The sequence below is a fragment of the Achromobacter sp. 2789STDY5608621 genome (assembly GCF_001299375.1).
Taxonomy (GTDB): domain Bacteria; phylum Pseudomonadota; class Gammaproteobacteria; order Burkholderiales; family Burkholderiaceae_B; genus Achromobacter; species Achromobacter insuavis.
The window spans coordinates 54,444-73,784 of the sequence record NZ_CYTU01000013.1 but is presented as its reverse complement, the minus strand read 5'-3'; the positions used below and the strand labels follow the sequence as shown (position 1 = coordinate 73,784).

Below are 19,341 nucleotides of genomic sequence, written 5' to 3'. Positions count from 1 at the left end.
GTTCTCCCTATGCTGCGAATTCTAAAGCCTTGGATACGATTTCCTGCACGTTGCGCGACAGCCCTTCGTGGGCGCGCACCCGTTGCAGGGCTTCCTGCATGGGGCCGCGCAGGGCGGGCACGTAGCGCGACCAGTTGTCCAGCGCGCGCGCCAGGCGCGCGGCGATCTCGGGGTTGAGGGCGTCCAGCGCCAGCACCTGGTCGGCCCAGAAGGCGTAGCCCGAGCCATCCGGGTGATGCATGCCGCGGGCGTTGTTCAGGCAGAACTGGAAAATCAGCGCGCGCGCCCGGTTCGGGGTGCGCAGCGTGAATGCCGGGTGCGTCATCAGGTCGCGCGCGGTCTGCACCGTGGTGTAGCGCGCCGCCGCCTGCAGCGCGAACCACTTGTCCACCACCAGCGCGTTGTCGCGCCACTTGTCGTAGAACGCGGCCAGCGCCTGTTGCGGGAACTCGCCCTGGCCGTAGTTGATCAGGGCCGACAGCGCCGCCATGCTGTCGGTCATGTTGCCGGCGTGTTCGTATTGCTGCTCGGCCAGGCGCTGCGCTTCGTGCTCGCCGGCGGCCATCAGGTGGCTGAGCGCCAGATTCTTCAGGGCGCGCTTGCCTGCCGGGACCGGCGCGGGGCTGTACTCGCCCGGCGTCTGGTTGGCGTCGAAGGCCTGGCGGAATTCCGCCGCCAGTTGCCGGCCCAGCTCGGCGCGCAGGAAGTCGCGCGCCACGGCCAGCGCCGGCGGGTCGACGGCCTGCATGCGCTCGGCCAGGGTCTTTTCCGACGGCAGCGCCAGGGCGCGGGCGCGGTAGGCGGCATCCAGCGCCGGGTCGGTCAGCAGCGCGCGCCAGGCGGCGATGAAGGCCGGGTCGGCGTGCAGCGTGCGGCCGGCCTGGCGCGCCTCGGCCAGCGCCAGGATCTGGCGGGTGGCCAGTTCCTGGCCGGCTTCCCAGCGTGCGAAGGGGTTGGTGTCGTGGGCCGACAGCAGCGCCAGTTCCTCGTCGGTCCAGTCGTAATCGACAATCACGGGCGCGGAAAAATCGCGCAGCAGCGACGGCACCGGCATCGCGTCGATGCCGTCGAAATGCCATTGCTGGGTCTGCGTGGTCAGTTCCAGCAGCGCCGTGTCGTGTTCCGCGCCGTCCAGGCGCAGGGGCAGGGCGCGGCCATCGCGGTCCAGCAGGCCGATGGCGAAGGGGATGTGGTACGGCGCCTTGACGAAACCGGCGGGGGCCTTTTTCTCGACGCCGACCGGCTGGCATTCCTGCGACAGCGTCACGGTGCAGCGGCGCGCGGTGGCGTCGTGCGTCAGCTTGACGGTCACGCGCGGCGTGCCGGCCTGGCGGTACCAGTTGCGGAACACCGAAAGATCGCGGCCCGGGTGCTGACGCGTGTAGACCGATTCCATGGCGGCGACGAAGTCGTCGCAGGTCACGGCCTGGCCGTCATGGCGGCGGAAATACTCGTCCATGCCGGCGCGGAAACCGGCCTCGCCCAGCAGCGTGTGCTGCATGCGGATGACCTCGGCGCCTTTCTCGTACACCGTGGCGGTATAGAAATTGCCGATTTCCTGGTAGCTGTCGGGGCGGATCGGGTGGGCCATCGGGCCCGCGTCCTCGGGGAACTGCGCCGCGCGCAGCGTGACCACGTCGTCGATGCGCTTGACCGCGCGGGCGCTGGCGGCGGCGGCCTCGTCCATGTCCTGCGCCATCATGTCGGCGCTGAACTCCTGGTCGCGGAATACCGTCAGGCCTTCCTTCAGGCTCAGCTGGAACCAGTCGCGGCAGGTGACGCGGTTGCCGGTCCAGTTGTGGAAATACTCGTGGCCGATGACCGATTCGATGCCCTCGTAATTGGCGTCCGTGGCGGTATCCGCGTCGGCCAGCACGTAGGCGGCATTGAAAATGTTCAGGCCCTTGTTCTCCATCGCGCCCATATTGAAATCATGGACGGCCACGACCATGAAACGGTCCAGGTCCAGTTCCAGGCCGAAACGGGTTTCGTCCCAGCGCAGCGCGCGCACCAGGGAATCCAGCGCCCATTCGGTCTTGGTCTCGGCGCCCGGGTCGCTATAGACCTGCAACAGCACGTCGCGGCCGCTGGCGGTCTTGACCGTGGTTTCGCGGTGGGTCAGGTTGCCGCCCACCAGGGCGAACAGATAGCAGGGCTTGGGGAACGGGTCTTCCCATTCGACCTCGTTGCGGCCGTCGGGCAGATGGCGCGAGGCGACCAGGTTGCCGTTGGACAGCAGCACCGGGTAGGCCGGCTCGGCGCGCAGGGTGACGCGGTAGCGCGACATGACGTCGGGGCGGTCGGCGAACCAGGTGATGCGGCGAAAGCCCTCGGCCTCGCACTGCGTGAAGAAGTTGCCGCCCGAGACATAAAGGCCCATCAACGTCGAGTTGGCCGAGGGCTTGCAGCGGCTGACGATCTCGACGGTGGCTTCGGCGGGCAGGCCATACAGCGCCAGGCTGTGTTCGGACAGGTGGAAACGGTCGGCCGGCAGCGTCTGGCCATCCACCCCTACCGAGACGAGTTCCAGCTCTTCGCCGTCCAGCACCAGCGCGGCGTCGGCGCTGGCGTCGGCCTTGCGGCGGACCTGCATGACGCAGCGCACCTCGGTGCTGTCGGGCGCCAGGTCGAAGGCCAGGGAGACCTGCGGGATGTCGTAGGGGTAGGGCTGGTAATCCTTGCGGTATACGGTAACGGGCGTGTCTGTGCGCATGGGATTGCAGTCCTGTATGAACGAGAGTCCTATTGTAGTGTCAGGCCCGGCGGACGCAGGGACCGTGCGTGCCGGCCCCGGCGTAAACTTTCCGGGGCCCGCGCGGTCAAAGCTCAGTATGATGGGCGCCGTCGCGCAATGAGGAGTTGCAAATGTTCCGTTCTTCCCCGTTCAATACCGGCCGCTGGGCCGCCATCCTGGCTGTATTGGGGGCGCTGGTGCTGAGCGGATGCGCCTCCCCCACCGTGTCGGCGCGCGTCACCTCGTTCCAGCAGTGGCCGACAGGCGTCGAAGGCCAGACTTACCAATTCGTGCCGGCCGAACCGGCGCAAGCCAATAATCTCGAATACCAGTCATACCAGGACATGGTGCGCGCCGGCATCGGCGCCACCGGTCTGGTGGAAGCCCAGCCGGGCGCCAAGGCCCGCTTCGATGTCTCGTTCCGTTATGGCACGAGCCAGACGCAGGTCATGGTGCGGCGTCCGTATGACCCGTATTTCAACGGCGGCTACGGCTATGGCGGTTTCTACGGTCCGCGGCCGTGGGGCGGCTATTACGGCTATTGGGGGCCGGACTGGGTCGACGTGCCCATGGTGGTCCAGCGCAACACGCTCTCGCTGCAGATCCACGACAGCCAGCGCGGCGGGGCCGAGGTCTACCGTTCCAGCGCCTTCATACTCAGCGAGCGGGACGATTTCCTGCGGATGATGCCTTATCTGGTGCGTGCAATATTTGATGGATTTCCGGGAAATAATGGCGCCGAGCGCGAAATCCAATTTCCGGTCCAGTAGTTTTTGTCACGCCAAAAGGCAGCCGTAAAATAAAAAAGGCGCACCATCTTGGTGCGCCTTTTGTTTTTTCTTACTGAATAATAGGTTTTATTCTTTGATAAGAAAACTGTCGCGCGTGGCGCCGGACGCTTCTTCGGCGGCGAGCCAGCGGGGGGCCTTGCCACGACCGCTCCAGGTCTCCCCGGTTTGGGGATGACGGTACTTGGGCGCAACGGCGCGTTTGGCGGCGTTGGCCGGGCGGACAGCGGCGCCAGCCTTGCGGCGGCCGCTGGGGGTGGCGCGGACGGGCTTGCCGGCGCCAAAGGCGGCGGCGATTTCTTCGGGGGTGATGTCGTACTCGCGCATCGACGTGATGATCGAGGCGATGACCGGTTTGCGGCGCTTGGTTTGGAGGACTTCAGCCTTCTTTTGGAGCTTGTTGATTTCCTTTTCGATCTTTGCTTGCAGAGCTGCGTAGGTTTCTCGGGCCATGGTTATTCCTGATTATGGAACTGCTTTAATCGCCGGCGGAGTTATGTTTATTTGTTGTGCCTCGCATAATACAGAAGTTGACGTCCCTTTGCCGCTGTTTTGGTCTAATTACTTTGTATCAAAACGGCCGGAAAGTCTTTAGGCTAGCGGGTTTGCGCCATGAGCAAGTATTGGGAATGATATTCTCAAATTTGGGACTAAATGAAACAGAAGCCCGTTTGGTTCACGGGGCGGACGAATGCAACACTCCGTGTTGGGAAATGCGCGTTTTTGTTTCACGAAGCGAGCGGATGGGCAGAAAAAGACCGCTTTTCAGTGGATGGTAAGGATGAATCTTTGGTATGCCGGATTGCGCTGGCCGCCAATACGCGAGTTTCAACCGGTGGTAGGACGACTGGCCCAAATCCGCACGGGACGTGAGTTTCCAGGGGTATGCGGATTTTCATTCCCATCCATCGAGAACGGTATGCGGGCCCTGAATGTGGGCCCATATGCAAGGCGCGTTTTCATGCCATTTTCATTTTGTTGTCGAGTTGTATGACAAGTTCGACGCATTGGTCTGGCAAGCGCATCGGCTGGCCTGGCGGCCGACAATCGGCCCGGCATCATGGCAGCGGTTATTTTGCAGGGCGCGCCGCCGCAGTTTGGGACCGGTCCCCAATTGGTTAACTTGATAGACAATATCCGACGCCCGCGACGCCGCCCCCGTGTCGGCGGTACGATAGAGCCTTGAGCGTCATGGCTGCCGCGTCCGTCGCGCCGGCGCCCCCGAACAGAGTCCTATGAAAATCATCGATCCCGCTATTGCATCCCTGGCCACCGCCAAATCGCTCCTGCTCGACCCGTGGGGGTTGACCGAGGCCGACATGGCGCGCGCGCTCGGCGAAATCTTCACCCACAAGGTCGACTACGCCGATCTGTATTTCCAGTACACCCGCAGCGAAGGCTGGAGCCTGGAAGAGGGCATCGTCAAGACCGGCAGTTTCTCGATCAGCCAGGGTGTGGGCGTGCGCGCCGTCAGCGGCGAGAAAACCGCGTTCGCCTATTCCGATTCGCTGTCGGCCGACGCCTTGCTGTCGTCGGCCCACGCGGTGCGCGGCATTGCCCGCCGCGGCGCCGGCAAGGTCAAGGTGGCGGCGCAGGTCGAAGCCGAAATGGGCCGCAGCCTGTATGCCGACATCGATCCGGTGGCGACGCTTAGCGCGCCCGAAAAGGTGGCGCTGCTCGAACGCATCGAGCGCATGGCGCGGGCCCGCGATCCGCACGTGATCCAGGTCATGGCCGGCCTGGGCGCCGAATATGACGTGGTGCTGGTGGCCGGCAGCGACGGCCGCCTGGCCGCCGACGTGCGCCCGCTGGTGCGCCTGTCGCTGACCGTCATCGCCGAGCGCAATGGGCGCCGTGAAATGGGCCATGCCGGCGGCGGCGGCCGCCTGGGGCTGGCGTATTTCACGGATGAAATGCTGCAAGGCTATGTCGAGCGCGCCGTGCACGAAGCCATGGTCAACCTGGAGGCGCGTCCGGCGCCCGCCGGCGAAATGACGGTGGTGCTGGGTTCGGGCTGGCCCGGCATCCTGCTGCACGAAGCCGTCGGCCATGGCCTGGAAGGCGATTTCAACCGCAAGGGCTCCAGCGTGTTCTCGGGCCGCATCGGCGAACGCGTCGCGTCCAAGGGCGTGACCGTGGTCGACGACGGCACCATTCCCGATCGCCGCGGCTCGCTCAATATCGACGACGAGGGCAACGCCACCCAGCGCAACGTGCTGATCGAAGACGGCATCCTGCGCGGCTACATGCAGGACACGCTGAACGCGCGCCTGATGAAGACCGCCGCCACCGGCAATGGCCGCCGCGAATCGTTCGCGCACCTGCCGATGCCGCGCATGACCAATACCTACATGCTGGCCGGAGACAAGGCGCCCGAGGAAATCATCTCCTCCGTCAAGCGCGGCTTGTATGCGGCCAATTTCGGCGGCGGCCAGGTCGACATCACCAACGGCAAGTTCGTGTTCTCGGCCTCCGAGGCCTACATGATCGAGGACGGCAAGATCACGTACCCGGTCAAGGGCGCCACGCTGATCGGCAACGGTCCCGACGCCATGACCCGCGTCAGCATGATCGGCGACGACCTGAAGCTGGATTCGGGCGTGGGCACCTGCGGCAAGGACGGCCAGAGCGTGCCGGTGGGCGTGGGCATGCCCACCGTTCGCATGGAAGGCCTGACCGTCGGCGGGACGGCCTGACCGGGCGCCAGGCGGCCGGCAGGGCCGCCACGCCGGGTTGCAAGCTGGCGTGACGGCCCGAAAAAATTGTGCTAGAGTCTTTTCCCATGAAATTCGCTTCCCCCGCCTTTTATTTTTATTTCTTTGGTTTTCTGAAGCCGCTGGCGGAGGAAGGGAAGCGCTCAATCTGAAGTTTGGAAAGAATCCCCCCAAAAAAGCCGCCAGCGAACTGGCGGCTTTTTTTGTGCCGTCAGCTTGAGGAACACCCCGGGATGGATCCCGGTGGCGGGAAACCCAGGAGCAGTACCGTGTCACACAATACCGACGACCTTCGCATCCGAGAAATCAAAGAGCTGAATCCGCCCGCGCACGTCATGCGTGAGTTCGCGTGCACCAAGGAAGCTTCCGACACCGTGTTCGCCGCCCGCCAGTCGATGCATCGCATCCTGCATGGCATGGACGACCGCATGATCGTCGTGATCGGCCCGTGTTCGATCCACGACACCCGCGCCGCGATCGAATACGCCAAGCGCCTGAAGCCGGTGCGCGACCGCCTCAGCGCGGACCTGGAAATCGTGATGCGCGTGTATTTCGAGAAGCCCCGCACCACGGTCGGCTGGAAGGGGCTGATCAACGATCCGGACCTGGACGGTAGCTTCGACATCAACAAGGGCGTGCGCGTGGCGCGCGAGCTGCTGCTGGACATCAACAGCCTGGGATTGCCGGCGGGGTGCGAATTCCTGGACATGATTACGCCGCAATACATCGCGGACCTGGTCTCCTGGGGGGCGATCGGCGCGCGCACGACGGAAAGCCAGGTGCATCGCGAGCTGGCATCCGGCCTGTCGTGTCCGGTGGGTTTCAAGAATGGCACGGACGGCAACGTGAAGATCGCCGTGGACGCGATCAAGGCGGCGTCGCAGCCGCACCATTTCCTGTCGGTGACCAAGGGCGGGCATTCGGCCATCGTCTCGACCGCGGGCAATGAAGACTGTCACGTCATCCTGCGCGGCGGCAAGACGCCGAACTACGACGCCGCCAGCGTCGACGCGGCCTGCCAGGACATGTCCAAGGCCGGCCTGGCGCAGCGCATCATGATCGACGCCAGCCATGCCAACAGCAGCAAGAAGCCCGAGAACCAGCCGCTGGTGATCGAGGACGTGGCGCGCCAGATGGAAGCCGGCGACGCGCGCCTGGTCGGCGTGATGGTCGAAAGCCATCTGCTGGGCGGCCGCCAGGACATGGTGCCGGGCGAGCCGCTGGTCTACGGCCAGAGCATCACCGACGGCTGCATCGACTGGGATGCCTCGGTTGCCGTGCTCGAGCGCCTGGCGCACGCCGTGCGTGAACGCCGCCGGGTCGCGCTGACCTCCGGCAAGTAAGCCGCGATTGCCGCAAGCCGTCCGTCCGGGCGGTTTGCGGCGCAGCAAGGCGGGCGGCGTAGAATAGTTGGATTCCCCCATCCGAGAACCCGCTGATCATGAACGCTCCCTTGCACGCTGAATCATTGCGCCGCGCGGTGCCGGCCGCCTGTCTCGAGGCCCTGCGCGCCCGCTTCGGCGACCGTTTCTCCGAATCCGCCGCGGTGCGCGAACACCACGGCCGCGATGAGTCGCCGTATCCGGCGATGCTGCCCGATGCCGTGGTCTTCGCCCAGAGCACCGAGGAAGTCGCCGAGGTCGCCAAGCTGTGCAACGAACACCGCGTGCCGCTGATTCCCTACGGCGCGGGTTCGTCGCTGGAAGGCCACATCCTGGCGATCCAGGGCGGCATCAGCCTGGACCTGTCGCAGATGAACAAGGTGCTGGCCGTCAACGCCGAAGACCTGACCGCCACGGTGCAGGCCGGCGTGCTGCGCAAGCAGCTCAACGAAGAGATCCGCAGCACCGGCCTGTTCTTCCCGATCGATCCGGGCGCCGACGCCAGCCTGGGCGGCATGGCCGCCACGCGCGCCTCCGGCACCAATGCCGTGCGCTACGGCACCATGCGCGAGAACGTCATGTCGCTGACCGTGGTCACCGCCGACGGCCGCATCGTGCGCACCGCCGGCCGCGCCCGCAAGTCGTCGGCCGGCTACGACCTGACCCGCATCTTCGTGGGCAGCGAAGGCACGCTGGGCATCATCACCGAAGTCACCGTGCGCCTGTACCCGCAGCCGGAGGCCGTGTCGGCCGCGGTCTGCAACTTCCCCACGCTCGACGCCGCGGTGCAGAGCGTGATCGAGATCATCCAGATGGGCGTGCCGGTGGCGCGCGTCGAGTTCATGGACGCGGCCAGCGTGCGCGCCGTCAACCTGCACAGCAAGCTGACGCTGCGCGAGACGCCGCTGCTGGTGTTTGAATTCCACGGCAGCCCGGCGGGCGTGCAGGAACAGGCCGAGACCGTGCAGGCCATCACCGCCGAACACGGCGGCATGGACTTCGAATGGGCCGAGCGCCCCGAGGACCGCAGCCGCCTGTGGACCGCGCGTCACAACGCCTACTTCGCCGGCCTGCAGCTGCGCCCGGGCTGCCGCGCCAGCACCACCGACGTCTGCGTGCCGATCTCGCGCCTGGCCGATTGCGTGCGCGACACGGTCGAGGAACTGGACCGCGCCAGCTTCCCGTACACCATCGTCGGCCACGTCGGCGATGGCAACTTCCATGTGCTGATGCTGCTGGACGCCGACAGCGAGCGCGAATGGCAGGAGTCCGAGACCATCAACCACAACCTGGTGCGCCGCGCCATCGCCGCCGACGGCACCTGCACCGGCGAGCACGGCGTCGGCCTGCACAAGATGCAGTTCATGGCCGAAGAGCATGGCGATGACGCGCTGGACCTGATGCGCAGCCTCAAGCACGCGTTCGATCCGAACAACATCCTCAACCCGGGCAAGATCGTGTCCTGGTAAGCCGTCCACAGGGGCGCAATGACAAGGCCGGCGGGGCGACCCGCCGGCTTTTTTTTCGGCACCAGGAACAGGCCGACCGGCGCGGCTGACAAGCATTCCCATCTCTTGGGAATGAGCCGGCGCGCGACCCGCCGCGCGTTTGTCCACGCCGCGTGAAGGGGCTTTACGGCTGGTTACGTCTGCGGCGCCGCGCGGCCGTTGGATGTACGCAGGATGCGGGTAAATCCCGGCCTGCGTCCAACCAGCGGTCGCGCTATTGTTGCGCTCATGAATTCACTGGTCGAAACCGGCCTGGCTCAAGCGCAGGCGCCTTATTCGTTGCAGCAACTCGTCGAGGCGTTGTCGGCCGCGCTGCCGTCGCATTGCGTGTTGTTCCGCGAAGAGGACACGCGGCCCTATGAGTGCGACGGCCTGTCCTTGTACCGGGCATTGCCGGCGGTGGTGGCGTTGCCGGAGACCGAGGAACAGGTGCAGGCGGTGATGCGCATCTGCAAGCGCCTGAATGCGCCGCTGGTGGCGCGCGGCGCGGGCACCGGCCTGTCGGGCGGCGCCATGCCGCACAGCCAGGGCGTGCTGCTGGGCCTGTCCAAATTCAATCGCATCAAGCACATCGACCTGGCCAGCGCGACCGCGGTGGTCGAGCCGGGCGTGCGCAACCTGGCGATTTCCGAAGCCGCCTCGCCCTACGGGCTGTACTACGCGCCGGATCCCTCCAGCCAGATCGCCTGTTCGATCGGCGGCAACGTCGCCGAGAATTCGGGCGGCGTGCATTGCCTGAAGTACGGACTGACGGTGCACAACGTGCTGCGGGTGCGCATGGTCACGATCGACGGCGACGTGGTCGAGCTCGGCTCCGAGGCGCCGGATGCGCCGGGGCTGGATCTGCTGTCGGTGTTCATCGGGTCGGAAGGCATGCTGGGCGTGGTGACCGAAGTCACCGTCAAGCTGATCCCGAAGCCGGCCTGCGCCCAGGTGGTGATGGCCAGCTTCGCCAGCGTCGAAGCCGCCGGCAACGCGGTGACGCAGGTGATCGCCGACGGCATCATTCCCGCCGGGCTGGAGATGATGGACCGGCGCGCGACGCACATGGTCGAACCCTTCGTGCGCGCCGGCTACGACATGGACGCGCAGGCCATCCTGCTGTGCGAGTCGGATGGCACGCCCGAGGAAGTGGCGCACGAGATCGCGCGCATGGAAGCCATCTTCCGCGCGGCCGGCTCCACCCGCTGCCAGGTGTCGGCGTCGGAGGCCGAGCGGCTCAAATTCTGGGCGGGACGCAAGAACGCGTTTCCCGCCGCCGGGCGCGTGTCGCCCGATTACTACTGCATGGACGGCACGATTCCGCGCCGTCATCTCGCCCGGGTGCTGGGCGCCATCGAGCAAATGGAAGACGAGTTCGGCCTGCGTTGCGCCAACGTGTTCCATGCGGGCGATGGCAACCTGCATCCGTTGATCCTGTTCGATTCGAATAAACCGGACGAAGTGGAACGCGCCGAGAAATTCGGCGCGGCCATACTCGAACTGTGCGTGCAGGTAGGAGGAACCGTGACTGGAGAGCACGGTGTGGGAATGGAGAAAATAAATCAAATGTGCGTGCAATTCTCTCGCGAAGAACTCGACGCGTTCCTGGCGGTCAAGCGGGCATTCGATCCGCCGTGCCTGCTCAATCCCGAAAAGGTCATACCTACGCTGGCCCGCTGCGCTGAATACGGCAAGATGCACGTACATGCGGGCGAGCTGCGCTTCCCGGATCTCGCACGCTTCTAGGACGTCCCTCTCATGGATTTCGTCCTGTCGGAATTGTGCGACCAGGTCATGACGGCTCGCGCCGGTCACAAGCCGCTGTTCGTCATGGGCGGCGGCAGCAAGGCGTTCTATGGCAACTACCGGCCGGTGACGCCGCAGGATGGCCATTGCCTGCTGGACATGACCCCGTATCGCGGCATCGTCAGCTATCACCCATCCGAACTGGTGGTGACGGTCAGGGCCGGCACGCCGCTGGCCGAGCTGGAGGCGGCGCTGGCCGAGCATGGCCAGATGCTGGCCTTCGAGCCGCCGCATTTCTCGCCCGCCGCCACCGTCGGCGGCTGCGTGGCCGCGGGCCTGTCGGGGCCGCGCCGCATGAGCGCGGGCGCCTTGCGCGACTTCGTGCTGGGGGCGCAACTGCTGGATTCGGATGGCCGGGTGCTGTCGTTCGGCGGCGAGGTCATGAAGAACGTGGCCGGCTACGATGTCTCACGCCTGCTGGCCGGATCGCATGGCATCTTCGGCGCGATTCTCGAGGTTTCGCTCAAGGTCGTGCCCAGGCCGATGGAAGAACTGACGCTGGCGCTGCCGGCGACGCAGGCCCAGGCGCTGGCCAGCTTCGCGCTGTGGCGCGGCAAGCCGCTGCCGATCTCGGCCACCAGCTGGGCCGGGGCCGCTGACGAAGAGGGCCAGATGCACGTGCGCCTGTCGGGCGCGCCGCCGGCCATCGCCAGCGCGCGCCAGGTGATCGGCGGCGATCCGCTGGCGCCGGAGGCGGCGCAGGCCTGGTGGACCGGGCTGCGCGAACAGACCCATGCCTTCTTCGCGCCGGGCCGGCCGTTGTGGCGCCTGGCGTTGCCGCCCACCGCGGCCGCGCTCGGCAGCGGGCAGGCGCTGGTGGAGTGGGGCGGCGGCCAGCGCTGGCTGTCGGGGGCGCAGGACGCCGCCGAGTTGCGCGAGTTGGCGCAGCGGCTGGGCGGCCATGCCACGCTGTTCCGTCCGGCCGGCACGCGGCCGCCGGCCGATGGCGTGTTCCATCCGCTGTCGCCGGGCGTGGCGTTGATCACGCGCCGCCTCAAGCAAGAACTCGATCCGGCGGGGTTGTTCAATCCCGGCCGGCTGGTCCTGGAGCTATAGGCATCATGCAAACCAATCTGGCAGCCTGGGCCCGCGATACCGATCTGGGCAAAGAGGCCGATGCGATCCTGCGGCGCTGCGTGCATTGCGGCTTCTGCACGGCCACCTGTCCCACCTATCAGGTGCTGGGCGATGAACTCGACAGTCCACGCGGCCGCATCTACCTGATCAAGCAGGTGCTGGAGGGCGCCGAGCCGACCCAGTCGACCCAGCAGCATCTGGACCGCTGCCTGACCTGCCGCAATTGCGAGACCACCTGCCCGTCGGGCGTGGAATATGGGCATCTGGTGGACATTGGCCGCCAGATCGTCGAGGAGCGGGTGCCGCGGCCGTGGGCCGAGAAGGCCAAGCGCAAGATGCTGCGCCGGGCCATGCTGTCGCCGCTGTTCGGGCCGGCCATGCGCCTGGGGCAGGCGGTGCGCGGCGTCTTGCCGGAATCGCTCAAGCGCAAGGTGCCCGAGCGCCGTGCGGCCGGCGCGTTGCCGCAGGTGGAAGGCCATACGCGCCAGGTGCTGATGCTGGCCGGCTGCGTGCAGCCGTCGATGATGCCTTCGATCGACGCCGCCACCATCCGCGTGCTCAACGCCATCGGCATCGGCGCGCGCATCGCGCCCGGCGCGGGCTGCTGCGGCGCGGCCAGTTTCCACCTGGATGCGCAGGCGGCCGCGCTGGACCAGATGCGCGCCAACGTCGACGCGTGGTGGCCGCTGGTGCGCGATGGCGCGGTCGAGGCCATCGTCATGAACGCGTCGGGCTGCGGCGCCATGGTCAAGGAATACGCCCATCACCTGCGTCACGATCCGGCCTACGCGCAGCGCGCCGCGGACATCGTGGCGCTGGTCAAGGACGTGGCGGAAATCGTCGCGCCGCAGGCCGAGGAACTGCGCCAGCGGCTGGCGGACAAGCGGGTGCGGGCGGCGTTCCATCCGCCCTGCACGCTGCAGCACTGGCAGGGCTTGCGGCCCTTGTCGGAGCGGTTGCTGGCCGATCTGGGCTTCGAGTTGCAGCCGTTCGCCGAACAGCACCTGTGCTGCGGCTCGGCCGGCGCCTATTCGGTGCTCAATCCGGAGATCGCGCTGGCGCTGCGCGACCGCAAGCTGGGCGCCATCGCGCCGGCCGCGCCGGATGTGATCCTGTCGGCCAACATCGGTTGTATCGGCCACTTGCAGAGCGGCACCGGCACGCCGGTGCGGCACTGGATCGAAGTGGTGGACGAGCAGCTGGCCCGCGCCTAGGGCGGGCCGCGGCGTCGCGGGAATCCCTCTGGAGCGCGTCGGGGAAAGACGCCGCGATGCGCGTGCATCGCGGCGCCGGCGCATCACTCCACGGCCTTGACCATGTCTTCCAGCACCTTCTTGGCGTCGCCGAAGACCATCATGGTGCGGTCCATGTAGAACAGTTCGTTGTCCAGGCCGGCGTAGCCGGAGGCCATCGAGCGCTTGTTCACGATCACGGTGCGGGCCTTGTAGGCTTCCAGGATCGGCATGCCGGCGATCGGCGACTTGGGGTCGTTCTTGGCTGCCGGGTTGACCACGTCGTTGGCGCCCAGCACCAGCACCACGTCGGTCTGGCCGAACTCGCTGTTGATGTCTTCCATTTCGAAGACCTGGTCGTAGGGCACCTCGGCCTCCGCCAGCAGCACGTTCATGTGGCCCGGCATGCGGCCCGCCACCGGGTGGATGGCGTACTTGACCGTCACGCCGCGCTCGGTGAGCTTTTCGGCTAGTTCCTTGAGCGCGTGCTGGGCGCGCGCCACCGCCAGGCCGTAGCCCGGCACGATGGTGACGCTTTCGGCGTTGGTCATGAGGAAGGCCGCGTCGTCGGGGCTGCCCGACTTGACGCTGCGCTGCTGGCCGCCGCCCGCCGCCGCGGCCTCGCCGGCCTGGCCGCCGAAACCGCCCAGGATCACGTTGAAGAACGAGCGGTTCATCGCCTTGCACATGATGTACGAGAGGATGGCGCCGGACGAACCCACCAGCGAGCCGGCGATGATCAGCATCGGGTTGTTCAGCGAGAAGCCGATGCCCGCCGCCGCCCAGCCCGAATAGCTGTTCAGCATCGACACCACCACCGGCATGTCGGCGCCGCCGATCGGGATGATGATCAGCACGCCCAGCACGAAGGCGATCAGCGTCATGATGATGAACGGCGTCCAGGCCTGCGTCAGCATGAACCACACGCCCATCGCCAGCATCAGCAACGCCAGCGCCAGGTTCAGCATGTGCTGGCCGGCGAACACCACCGGCGCCCCCTGGAACAGCCGGAACTTGTACTTGCCCGACAGCTTGCCGAAGGCGATCACCGAGCCCGAGAAGGTGATGGCGCCGACGAAGGTGCCGATGAACAGCTCGAAGCGGTTGCCGGTGGGGATCAGCGTGCCGGCGGCGACAATGCCGAAGGCGTGCGGCTCGGCTACCACGGCCACGGCGATGGCGACCGCCGCCAGGCCGATCATGCTGTGCATGAAGGCGACCAGCTCGGGCATCTTGGTCATTTCGACGCGCTTGGCCATCAGCGTGCCGATCGAGCCGCCGACCAGGAGGCCCAGCAGCACCCAGCCCAGCCCGATGCCGGCGGTGCCCGAGCGCGCCAGGCCGACGATGAGCGCGCCGGTGGTCAGCACCGCGATCGCCATGCCGGCCATGCCGAAGGCATTGCCCAGGCGCGAGGTGGTGGGATGCGACAGGCCCTTGAGCGCCTGGATGAAGCAGACCGACGCAACCAGGTAGAGCAGCGTGACGAGGTTCAGCGAGATCATTTCGCTTCCTCCTTGGCCGGCTTCTTGTCCTTTTTCTTGAACATCTCCAGCATGCGCCGCGTGACCAGGAAGCCGCCGAACACGTTGACCGCGGCCAGCGCCACGGCGAACACGCCCATGCCGCGCGCCAGTCCGCCTTCGGTCAGCGCCGCCGCCAGCATGGCGCCGACGATGATGATGGCCGAGATCGCGTTGGTCACCGCCATCAGCGGGGTGTGCAGCGCGGGGGTGACGTTCCAGACCACGTGGTAGCCGACGTAGATGGCCAGCACGAAGATGATGAGATTCATCAGGGTGGGGTTGATCGCTTCCATGCTGTCAGCTCCTGCGCGTCACATTGCCGCCTTCGCACACCAGGCAGGCCGCCACGATTTCATCGTCGCGCTGGATCGCCAGCGCGCCGTCCGCATTGATGATGAGTTTCAGGAAGTCGAGGATGTTGCGGGCGTAGAGCGCCGACGCATCGGTCGCCACCAGGCCGGGCAGGTTGGTCAGCCCGATCAACGTCACGCCGTGCTTCTCGACCACCTTGCCCTTCTCGGACAGCGGGCAGTTGCCGCCGCGCTCGACCGCCAGGTCCACCAGCACCGAGCCGGGCTTCATGGCCGCGACGGTCTCGGCCGACACCAGCGTCGGCGCGGGCCTGCCAGGGATGAGCGCGGTGGTGATGACGATGTCGGCCTGCTTGCAGCGTTCCGACACCAGCGCCGCCTGCCGCGCCATCCAGGCCGGCGGCATGGGGCGGGCGTAGCCGCCCACGCCCTGCGCGATCTCGCGTTCCTCGTCGGTCTCGAACGGAACGTCGATGAACTTGGCGCCGAGCGATTCGACCTGCTCGCGCGCGGCGGGCCGCACGTCGGAGGCCTCGACCACCGCGCCCAGGCGCTTGGCCGTGGCGATGGCCTGCAGGCCGGCGACGCCGGTGCCCAGCACCACGGCGCGCGCGGCCTTGAGCGTGCCGGCGGCGGTCATCATCATGGGGATCAGGCGGCCGTAGTGGTGGGCCGCCAGCAGCACGGCCTTGTAGCCGGCCAGGTTGGCCTGCGACGACAGCACGTCCAGGCTTTGCGCGCGGGTGATGCGGGGCGCGGCTTCCAGCGCGAAGCCGGTCAGGCCGGCGCCGGCCATCTGCGCGAGGCCCTCGGCGTCGAATGGATCGAGCATGCCGATGACCACGGCGCCGGCTTTCATCTGCGGCAGTTCGGCCGCGGACGGGGCGCGAACCTTCATGACCAGCTCCGCCCCGAGGGCCTCCTGGGCGCTGCCGAGCGTCGCGCCGGCGGCCTCGTAGGCTTCATCCAGATAGCGCGCCGCATTGCCTGCGCCACGCTCGACGACAACGGTGTGTTTGCCGCCTACGTACTTCTTGACGGTCTCCGGTGTTGCTGCGACACGGGTTTCCCCGTCTCGGGTTTCCCTTGGTATCCCGATGTGCATCGACGCCTCTCCTCAGAAGGTTCGCCGTAGTTATAACGGATATACGCCCGGGGGACGAGGGTTCGGGCCGGCCAAATGAAAAGCCCCATGGGGTTAACCATGGGGCACCGGCGCGCAGGCGTCCGGCGTCAGGCCGTCTGCGCGCGAGTCCAGTCGATCAGCGCGGCGGTCAGGTCGCGCAGGTCGGCCTTGAGTCGGCCGTAGTTGGCCGACGGACGCAGGCTGACTTCGTCCATGTAGAGCTTGCGGTTGATTTCGATCTGCAGGCTGTGGCGGCCTTCGTCGGGACGGCCGAAGGCGCGCACCAGTTCGACGCCCTTGTAGGGATCGTTCACGGTCACGTTGTAGCCGCGCTCGCGCAGCCACGCCGCGATGAATTCGCGGAAGGCCGGGTCGCTGGTGCTGCCGTCGCGGTCGCCCAGCACGAAGTCGGGGTGGACCAGGCCGGGGCGGTCGGTGGCGTAGGCGCCGGCGACGCTGGGCATGGAGTGGCAGTTGATGTGCCAGACCTTGCCGAACTTCTGGTGGGCGCTGTCGAGCACCTGGCCGAGCGCGGCGTGGTACGGCTTCCAGCAGGCCTCGATGCGGTGCGTCACTTCCTCGACGCTCAGCTTGCGGTCGTACAGCGGCGTGCCGTCGTCCAGCATGCGCCAGATCAGGCCCTTGCCCAGCTTGACCTTGGGCGAGGCGTTGACCGCGCCGGGCCAGGCCTGGTCCAGCAGCAGTTCGTCGATTTCGTCGGGGGCGCGATTGGCATCGATGTAGGCGCGCGGAAAGCTCGCGGCGATCATGGGCACGCCCATGTCGATGGCGTCGCCCCACAGATCGTCAACCCAGGTGTCCTCGGCGGTGCGCAGGGCGCCGAAATCCACGGCGGGCGCGAAGTCGGGCGGGTAGGCGGTGCCGCTGTGCGGAGAGTCCAGCACGAGGGGGGCCGAGGGCGCCGAGTTCGGATATTGCTGCGGAAGGTCGAGCCGATAGGACAGGGGTTGGGTAATTCGCATATAGGGGTCGTGCGTTCGTGAATCGGAGACCCCCGCGCGCCGCGCGGGCGCGGCGGGGGCCGAAGATCGCTCAGTCGATCTTCACGTTGGCTTCTTTGGCGATGCGCTTGTTCTTGGCGATTTCAGCGGCGATCTGCTTGGCGAAGGCTTCGGGGCTGTTGGCGGCCGGCTCGGCGCCCAGCGCTTCCAGGCGCGACTTGACGTCGGCTTCGGCGCTGACCTTCTGCACGGCGGCGTTCAGCTTGGCCAGGATCGGGGCCGGCAGCTTGGCCGGGGCGACCAGGCCGAACCACGAGGCGTCGTTGACGGCGGGCAGGCCGACTTCGGCGAAGGTGGGCACATTCGGCAGGCTGGCGACGCGCTTGGGCGAGGCGACGGCCATGGCGATCAGGCGGCCGGACTGGACGTGCGGCAGGGTGGAGGGCAGGTTGTCGTACATGACGTCGACCTGGCCGGCCAGCGCGTCGTTCAGCGCCGGGCCCACGCCACGGTAGGGCACGTGCATCAGGTCGGTGCCCGAGGCCATCTTGAACAGTTCGCCCATCATGTGCGAGACCGAGCCGTTGCCGGCCGAGGCGTACGTCAGCTTGCCCGGCTGGCTCTTGGCCAGCTTGATGAACTCGGCCATGTCCTTGGCCTGCACCTTCGGGTTGATGGTCATGATGTTCGGGACGGCGGCCAGGTTCGAGACCGGCGTGAAGTCCTTTTCGCCATCGAACGGCAGGTTCGGGTAGATGGCCGGGTTGATGCCGTGCGTGCTGACGGTGGCGATGCCCAGGGTGTAGCCGTCCGGCGCGCTGCTGGCGACGAAGGCGCTGCCGATCGAGCCGCCGGCGCCGCCGCGGTTTTCCACCACGACGGTCTGGTTCAGTTCCTTGCCGAGCTTGTCGGCGAACAGGCGGCCGACGATGTCGGTGGTGCCGCCGGGCGGGAACGGCACGATCAGGCGGATCGGCTTGCTCGGGTAGGCGTCTTCGGCATGGGCGATGCTCGAGGTCAGCGGCGTGGCCAGGGTCGCGGCGGCGACACAGAGGCCTAGGACTACATTACGGCGTTGCATGAATTCCCCTATGAATTGGAACGCGGATGCGCAAAAGGCAGACGCAAACAGGAAGATTCTTTCGTGCAAGGCCGGTTTGCACAAACGAAAGTTTCTCCTTAAGCTATGACTTTTTTTCATGCCTCTTTTGCGGCGGGGTTTCTTTTTGTAACTTCGCGCTCCGGAAACCCCGGTATCGAGGCGCTATCCCATGAGACGGTTCTGTCCCTCGCTCACCGACCTGCAGGCGTTCGAAGTCGCCGCCAGGCACAGCAGCTTTACCCGCGCCGCCCAGGAACTGTGCGTCACGCAGGGCGCGGTCAGTAAGCAAGTGAAACACCTGGAGGAGTTCGTCGGCGTCGAACTATTCCTGCGCATCAGGCAAGGCCTGGTCCTGACCGAGGCCGGCCGCAGCTATCTGACCAAGGTGCAGGCGGGGCTGGGCCAGATCGAGGCCGCCACCGTCGAACTGATCGCGCACCAGGGGCAGGGCGGCACGCTCAACCTGACCTGTATGCCGACCTTCGGCGCGCGCTGGCTGATCCCGCGCCTGACGGCCTTCATGCGGCTGCGGCCCGACATCCACGTGGAATTCCTGCCGCACCGCCAGGGCTATGACTTTTCCACGCCCGAACTGGACGCCGCCGTGCGTTTCGGCGAAGGCATCTGGCCGGGCAGCGGCGCCGACTACATCGTCGGCCGCGAGATCCTGCCGGTCTGCAGCCCGCGCCTGATTCCGGGCGGCTGTAGTGTGCCGGCGGACCTGCTGGCCTATCCCTTGCTGCACCACACTTCGGCCCTCGAAGGCTGGCGCGACTGGTTCGAGCAGGCCGGCTGCGACAGCCGGCGCAGCCTGGAAGGGGCGCGTTTCGACCAGTACGCGCTGCTGTCGCAGGCCGCCGCCGCCGGTTTCGGCGTGGCGCTGATCCCGCGCTGCCTGATCGAGGACGAACTGCGCGACGGCAAGCTGGCGGTGGCGATCCAGCTGCCGATCCGCGCGCGCATGGGCTACTACCTGTGCTACCCCGACCAGAAGGCCAACCTGCCGACGCTGCAGGCGTTCCGGACCTGGCTGATGGAGGTTTCGCGGGCGGCCGAGCCGCAGCCGCAGGACGCGGCCAGCCCACAGTAAA

Annotated in this window: 16 protein-coding genes; 9 read left to right on the top strand and 7 right to left on the bottom strand. The window is 66.8% G+C overall.

Translation table 11 applies throughout. The features are described 5' to 3' along the window. Positions 1–7 precede the first annotated feature (7 nt). A complete protein-coding gene (gene pepN / locus AOZ53_RS14980; RefSeq protein WP_054488345.1) occupies positions 8–2,713 on the bottom strand; it encodes an aminopeptidase N in 2,706 nt (901 codons plus the stop codon). Between the two features lie 152 nt (positions 2,714–2,865). On the opposite strand from pepN, the gene AOZ53_RS14975 reads away from it, so the two are divergent. After that, positions 2,866–3,504: a DUF4136 domain-containing protein gene (locus AOZ53_RS14975; RefSeq protein ID WP_054473935.1), complete on the top strand. Its 639-nt coding sequence runs from the start codon at positions 2,866–2,868 to the stop codon at positions 3,502–3,504. Positions 3,505–3,591: 87 nt separating this feature from the next. Here AOZ53_RS14975 and AOZ53_RS14970 read toward each other — a convergent pair whose 3' ends face one another. Then, complete coding sequence (locus tag AOZ53_RS14970) at positions 3,592–3,975, bottom strand: H-NS histone family protein (RefSeq protein WP_054473936.1); 384 nt, start codon at positions 3,973–3,975, stop codon at positions 3,592–3,594. A gap of 782 nt (positions 3,976–4,757) precedes the next feature. Here AOZ53_RS14970 and tldD point away from each other — a divergent pair. The 7 genes from tldD (at position 4,758) to glcF (ending at position 13,205) form a co-directional block, all read left to right on the top strand. Then, positions 4,758–6,218 (top strand): metalloprotease TldD, encoded by a 1,461-nt coding sequence (gene tldD, locus AOZ53_RS14965; protein WP_049072501.1) that lies wholly within the window; start codon positions 4,758–4,760, stop codon positions 6,216–6,218. A gap of 49 nt (positions 6,219–6,267) precedes the next feature. Then, on the top strand, positions 6,268–6,456 hold the full coding sequence (locus tag AOZ53_RS34995; RefSeq protein ID WP_231690618.1) for a hypothetical protein: 189 nt from the start codon (positions 6,268–6,270) through the stop codon (positions 6,454–6,456). Positions 6,457–6,505: 49 nt separating this feature from the next. Next, the gene (gene aroG / locus AOZ53_RS14960; RefSeq protein WP_006393784.1) at positions 6,506–7,579 is read left to right on the top strand and encodes a 3-deoxy-7-phosphoheptulonate synthase AroG; all 1,074 of its coding nucleotides are present in this window, start codon (positions 6,506–6,508) and stop codon (positions 7,577–7,579) included. 98 nt (positions 7,580–7,677) lie between these two features. After that, positions 7,678–9,087 (top strand): FAD-binding oxidoreductase, encoded by a 1,410-nt coding sequence (locus AOZ53_RS14955; protein ID WP_054433313.1) that lies wholly within the window; start codon positions 7,678–7,680, stop codon positions 9,085–9,087. Positions 9,088–9,354: 267 nt separating this feature from the next. Then, positions 9,355–10,854, top strand: coding sequence for an FAD-linked oxidase C-terminal domain-containing protein (locus AOZ53_RS14950; RefSeq protein WP_054488343.1), 1,500 nt, complete (start codon positions 9,355–9,357; stop codon positions 10,852–10,854). A 12-nt stretch (positions 10,855–10,866) separates the two neighbouring features. Continuing rightward, positions 10,867–11,970, top strand: coding sequence for a glycolate oxidase subunit GlcE (gene glcE, locus AOZ53_RS14945; protein ID WP_054433311.1), 1,104 nt, complete (start codon positions 10,867–10,869; stop codon positions 11,968–11,970). A 5-nt stretch (positions 11,971–11,975) separates the two neighbouring features. Next, complete coding sequence (gene glcF, locus AOZ53_RS14940) at positions 11,976–13,205, top strand: glycolate oxidase subunit GlcF (protein ID WP_054488341.1); 1,230 nt, start codon at positions 11,976–11,978, stop codon at positions 13,203–13,205. A gap of 83 nt (positions 13,206–13,288) precedes the next feature. On the opposite strand, the gene AOZ53_RS14935 is transcribed toward glcF, so the two are convergent. The 5 genes from AOZ53_RS14935 to AOZ53_RS14915 all read right to left on the bottom strand — a co-directional run bounded on the left by AOZ53_RS14935 (position 13,289) and on the right by AOZ53_RS14915 (position 18,229). Continuing rightward, entirely contained in the window at positions 13,289–14,728 is a 1,440-nt protein-coding gene (locus tag AOZ53_RS14935) for an NAD(P)(+) transhydrogenase (Re/Si-specific) subunit beta (RefSeq protein ID WP_006393789.1), read from the bottom strand. Beyond that, complete coding sequence (locus tag AOZ53_RS14930) at positions 14,725–15,042, bottom strand: NAD(P) transhydrogenase subunit alpha part 2 (RefSeq protein ID WP_006393790.1); 318 nt, start codon at positions 15,040–15,042, stop codon at positions 14,725–14,727. The genes AOZ53_RS14935 and AOZ53_RS14930 overlap by 4 nt, the downstream gene beginning before the upstream one ends. 4 nt (positions 15,043–15,046) lie before the next feature. Further along, the gene (locus AOZ53_RS14925) at positions 15,047–16,165 is read right to left on the bottom strand and encodes a Re/Si-specific NAD(P)(+) transhydrogenase subunit alpha (RefSeq protein WP_054433309.1); all 1,119 of its coding nucleotides are present in this window, start codon (positions 16,163–16,165) and stop codon (positions 15,047–15,049) included. A gap of 128 nt (positions 16,166–16,293) precedes the next feature. Further along, positions 16,294–17,169 (bottom strand): N-formylglutamate amidohydrolase, encoded by an 876-nt coding sequence (locus AOZ53_RS14920; RefSeq protein ID WP_054473941.1) that lies wholly within the window; start codon positions 17,167–17,169, stop codon positions 16,294–16,296. A 70-nt stretch (positions 17,170–17,239) separates the two neighbouring features. Continuing rightward, positions 17,240–18,229: a Bug family tripartite tricarboxylate transporter substrate binding protein gene (locus AOZ53_RS14915; protein ID WP_054433307.1), complete on the bottom strand. Its 990-nt coding sequence runs from the start codon at positions 18,227–18,229 to the stop codon at positions 17,240–17,242. Between the two features lie 190 nt (positions 18,230–18,419). On the opposite strand from AOZ53_RS14915, the gene gcvA reads away from it, so the two are divergent. Beyond that, positions 18,420–19,340, top strand: a complete 921-nt coding sequence (gene gcvA / locus AOZ53_RS14910; RefSeq protein ID WP_054488339.1) for a transcriptional regulator GcvA — start codon at positions 18,420–18,422, stop codon at positions 19,338–19,340. Position 19,341 lies beyond the last annotated feature (1 nt).